Source organism: Bacillus cereus group sp. BfR-BA-01381, assembly GCF_022663555.1.
GTDB classification, from domain to species: domain Bacteria; phylum Bacillota; class Bacilli; order Bacillales; family Bacillaceae_G; genus Bacillus_A; species Bacillus_A pacificus.
Genome location: NZ_JAKUFR010000166.1, coordinates 1 through 4,665 on the forward strand (window position 1 = coordinate 1; position 4,665 = coordinate 4,665).

Here is a 4,665-nt window from a genome sequence, read left to right on the forward strand (position 1 = left end):
TCTTTTTCCACATATGCAAGCAATTTCTTTCCGCCAACTATAGACGAGAAAATTACTATAATTGTAATGCATATACTTACGATCCATTTAAAAAGCATTAACTCTTCATCGCTTCCCTAACAAGATGACTATCTACATACTGCTTAAACTTCACAATTTTACCGTTCTCAAGTTGCCATACATGAACAAATTCTGCCTCAAATGATTTTCCCGTGTCTTTATAAACTCCTGAATACATACCTTCAGCAATAATCACATCTTTTCCGCTTACTTCATGGTACATATTTACACTCGCTTTATAATCATTCCATTCTGATCCTAATCGGCTAAATACATTTTCCATTATTGCTTCTACACCGATATAAGTTCCCCCGTACGGGAACCCTTCTGCCTCCGTCCATTCTACTTTTTCAGAGAGAGCTTCTGCTAAATGTTTTGCATTCGAAGAAGCTGATCCTTCATATGTACTTCGAATAATTTCTAAATTTGCTTTAGGCATGTTACTTCCTCCCGTTTTATTTATTTTTTACACACAGTGTAACTACAACTGTTACACTGTGTGCAAAAAAATATTTAAATTGTTGTATTCTTACTCTACGCGTTGTAATCATTATAGTTACAATAATGATTCAAGTCAACAATTTATAAATAAGTTTACTTCGTTTTCATTACTTTCTCTTTTAAGAAACGATCTACATATCCTTCTGCTTTTACAACGAATAAATACGCACCCATTGATAATAATGCAAGATCTAATTCATATCCTGGATTCTTTCCATCTCCTAATAAACCTGCTGCTCCATTTACCTTTACGATAGCTCCAGCTAAAATAAGAGCGAATAGCAATCCTACATATCGTACGCCTAAACCGATAATTAATAATATACCACCAACTAATTCAACTGTTGCTACGCCATATGCAAGACCGCCTGGTAAGCCAATGCTTGTAAACCATCCTGCTACGTTATCGATACCTGATTGAAACTTCGCTAAACCATGTGCAAAGAACGTTACTCCTAACACGATACGAATAATTAAATTCCCAATATATTGATTCATTTTTTTCTCTCCTTTTTGTTTTGTTATGGTGAACTTTTATTTACAAGTCAAAACAATACGGTATTTCATTTCATTCGTCAAATACTTTTTTAAAGAAAACAAAAAACATTATCCCTTTTACGGATAATGTTTCCTTACAAAATAGCGCTAATTCAAGCTTTTATTCTATTACACAAAAAAGTTGAAACATTTTTCCAGCACCAACATACGGCAATAAAGATATATCCTCTTCTACAACCATGCCAACAACGTTCACTTTCTCATCTGCAGGCAAATCATGTATAGCAACTTGCATCTCTCCAGCATATCTACCGTACAATTCATTATCAATTGTAATGCTGCCTTTCTTTCTTGCAATTGTATGCATAGGCTGTAAAATCACTTTATGCTCTTCTCGCGATTCTACTGAGCGAATGACATCACGAGCTGGATCTAATCGATTCGTATGCACTTGCTCTACCATTTTTAATACTTCTTTATCAGTTATAAACGATTTGTACCGCAACGGAATAATCCCTCTACTCGCACTCGCTATCTCTTGTACACTTTCTACACTTCCGCTTATATCCCCAATTAACACTTTATCGACACCACAAGCTTGTACAAGTTCTAAGTACGCTTCAAGCGGGCGCATATTGCGGTGCTTTTCTAACGTTGGTAAGCCTTCATATAACGGGCCTCGTTTCTCCCCATCCCCTGGAATAAATGCCATCGTTTTTATTCCGCACTCATGTAAGTATTCATTTTGTTTTTGTAAGAAGGACTTTGCTAGTCCTGTTTCTGGGCGCGGGTAAAAATTATGCCACGCTTCTACATTCTCTACCCGTATTTTTTCATTGATTAACTCTTTCCACAATGAATCTGTAATCGTACTCGCATTTAAGGCTACTTTCATTTTATGGGATACGCGCGCGATTTCTTTCGGCGTGATGCCATAGTCCATTCGTAAACCAGTAATGCCCCACTCTACTAACTCTTCCACATTTTCGTATGTCATTTCTAAATGGTGTAACGATTTTGGAGAAACATCGACCATTAACTCCATTTCATTTTCAAGAGCCTGCTTCCCAAGTATTTGAATTAGCTCTTTATATGTACCAGGGTCATCTTCTGGTATATGAAGTGATGTAAAAATAGATGAAAACCCGTTTTCCTTCGCTACTTTTAGCCATTCTTCTTGTTTCTTTACTCGCTCTTTTGAAAGATAAATTGATACTCCTAGCATATGAATCTCCCTTTCCATGAATAGAAAAAGAGAAAGGAATCCCTTTCTCTATATGTTTTCTGCCATTTCTTCTTTAAATCCGAAGAAGTACGTAAAGATGAATCCGAAAGTATATGCCACTACTAATCCAAGGAAATATAGTAAATATTTATTATCAGCAATTAACGGAATTAATGATAATCCTGATACACCAATTCCGAGTGCAGCTGTTTTCATAACTGCTTGGAATGCACCACCGACAGCTGCCCCTAAACAAGCTGTAAGAAACGGTTTTCCAAGTGGTAATGTAACCCCGTATAATAACGGTTCGCCAATTCCTAAAAATCCAACTGGTAATGCCCCTTTAATTACGTTACGAAGTCGTTTATTTTTTGTTTTTACAAAAATCGCAATTGCTGCACCTACTTGACCAGCTCCAGCCATTGCGAGTACTGGTAATAAAGGTGTTACGTGCGTTTGATTAATAAACTCCATATGAATCGGTGTTAAACCGTGATGTAATCCGACCATAACGAGCGGTAAAAATGTTCCTGCAAGTACTGCTCCCGCAAACGCGCCACCAATACTTAAAATACCATTAATTCCGCTTGTAATTCCTTCAGATAAGAAACCTGCTACCGGCTGAATGGCTAACATCGTTACGATACTTACGACTAACACAGTAATAAGCGGTGTCACGATAATATCAACTGCATTTGGCACAGCTTTTCGAACTTGTTTTTCCACTACAACCATAAGCCACGCTGCAAAAATAACGGCAAACAATCCACCCCGTCCGGGTACGAGCGCTTCACCGAATAATTTTACAGTCGCCATCGCCGGGTTGAAAATTAAAATACCAGCAATTGCTCCAAGAACCGGTGTCCCGCCAAATTCTTTCGCTGTATTCCAGCCGACTAAAATGCCTAAGAATGTAAAGATACCGCCGCCAATGAGTAGCAACATTTGTAGCCACGTTGCATTCGGATCAGCACCTGCGTTTTTCGCAAAGTTAGCAACCCCGTTTATAATACCTGACGCAACAAGACCCGGAATTAACGGAATGAAAATACTTCCTATTTTTCTTAAAAAGTTTTTCACCGGTGTATTATTTTTCTTCTTCATCTCTGACTTCATCTCTTGCCCAAGATCTTCAAGGTGATGATCTGCCACCTCACCAATTCGCAGTCCCGTTAAACCTTCCATCTCTGCTGCTACTTTATTTACTGTTCCCGGACCAACAACAACTTGAAGCGTCTCATCTTCAATAACGCCCATAACCCCTTCAACTTTTTTCAAAAGGTCCATGTTCACTTTACTTTCATCATGAAGCGTTAACCGTAGTCTCGTCATACAATGAGCAATGCCACGAATATTCTTTACTCCCCCAAGTTGCTCTGAAATTTCTCTGGCCATTCTCTCTTCTTTCTTCATAATAGAATCCCCCTCCCTATTATTTTATAGTGCCTTTTTCACAAACCCTTTCGCTTCCTTTAATTTCTGCAGTGCTTCCCCATACTCACACTGCAACAACACCATAACAATCGCAGCTTTCACGTTACGTTCTGCTTTTTCATAATACTCCGCTGCTACTTCATAACTAACACCTGTTGCTTCCACAATAATTCGTTTTGATCGCTCTATTAACTTTTCATTTGTAGATTGAACATCTACCATTAAGTTTTTATATACTTTCCCTACACCAATCATAGAAGCTGTTGAGATCATATTGAGCACTAATTTTTGCGCTGTACCAGCCTTCAAACGCGTTGAGCCTGTTAAAATTTCTGCGCCTGTTTCTACTTCCACATTTAGTTTTGCATATTTACTTATTTCAGCATTTTTATTACAGGAGATACTCGCTGTACTCGCTCCTACACGATTCGCGTACTTCAAGCCACCAATAACATAAGGAGTTCGACCACTTGCTGCAATTCCAATCACTGTATCTTTCTCATTTAATCCTATACTTTTTAAATCTTCGTCCGCTAACTCTTCACGGTCTTCTGCACCTTCTACCGCTTTAGTAAACGCTTTCAATCCACCTGCTATAAATCCTTGCACCATTTTATCGTCTGTGCCAAATGTCGGCGGACATTCCACTGCGTCCAAAATACCTAAACGGCCACTTGTACCAGCCCCAATGTAAATTAATCGACCCTCTTCTTCGAAAGATTTAATAACAGTCTGCACAACTTTTTCAATCTGCTCTATTTCATTTTCAACTGCTAACGCAACAGTACGATCTTCTTCATTCATACTTTGCAGAATTTCTTTTATGCTCATCTCATCTAAATTCATCGTCTTTTCATTACGGTGTTCTGTCGATAAATTTTCTAACATATTCCCACCTACTTTGAAATTTAATTTCATACTTTAATTATAACTTTAAGAAATTTAAA

At 37.9% G+C, this 4,665-nt stretch carries 5 protein-coding genes; all 5 read right to left on the bottom strand.

Features of this window, described 5'->3' with window-relative positions; translation table 11 throughout:
* Positions 1-97: 97 nt before the first annotated feature.
* Complete coding sequence (locus tag MR079_RS27655) at positions 98-499, bottom strand: nuclear transport factor 2 family protein (RefSeq protein WP_001123573.1); 402 nt, start codon at positions 497-499, stop codon at positions 98-100.
* Positions 500-654: 155 nt separating this feature from the next.
* Positions 655-1,059, bottom strand: a complete 405-nt coding sequence (locus MR079_RS27660; RefSeq protein ID WP_001077751.1) for a DoxX family protein — start codon at positions 1,057-1,059, stop codon at positions 655-657.
* Between the two features lie 160 nt (positions 1,060-1,219).
* A complete protein-coding gene (locus tag MR079_RS27665) occupies positions 1,220-2,284 on the bottom strand; it encodes a DUF871 domain-containing protein (RefSeq protein ID WP_242295022.1) in 1,065 nt (354 codons plus the stop codon).
* A gap of 48 nt (positions 2,285-2,332) precedes the next feature.
* Positions 2,333-3,697, bottom strand: a complete 1,365-nt coding sequence (locus MR079_RS27670) for a PTS transporter subunit EIIC (protein WP_242295023.1) — start codon at positions 3,695-3,697, stop codon at positions 2,333-2,335.
* A gap of 24 nt (positions 3,698-3,721) precedes the next feature.
* Positions 3,722-4,606: an N-acetylmuramic acid 6-phosphate etherase gene (gene murQ, locus MR079_RS27675; protein ID WP_242295024.1), complete on the bottom strand. Its 885-nt coding sequence runs from the start codon at positions 4,604-4,606 to the stop codon at positions 3,722-3,724.
* Between the last annotated feature and the right edge of the window lie 59 nt (positions 4,607-4,665).

Coding starts and splice junctions, on each gene's coding strand:
- MR079_RS27655 (WP_001123573.1), bottom strand. CDS start 499: ATGCCTAAAGCAAATTTAGAAATTATTCGAAGTACATATGAAGGATCA.
- MR079_RS27665 (WP_242295022.1), bottom strand. CDS start 2,284: ATGCTAGGAGTATCAATTTATCTTTCAAAAGAGCGAGTAAAGAAACAA.
- murQ (WP_242295024.1), bottom strand. CDS start 4,606: ATGTTAGAAAATTTATCGACAGAACACCGTAATGAAAAGACGATGAAT.
- MR079_RS27670 (WP_242295023.1), bottom strand. CDS start 3,697: ATGAAGAAAGAAGAGAGAATGGCCAGAGAAATTTCAGAGCAACTTGGG.
- MR079_RS27660 (WP_001077751.1), bottom strand. CDS start 1,059: ATGAATCAATATATTGGGAATTTAATTATTCGTATCGTGTTAGGAGTA.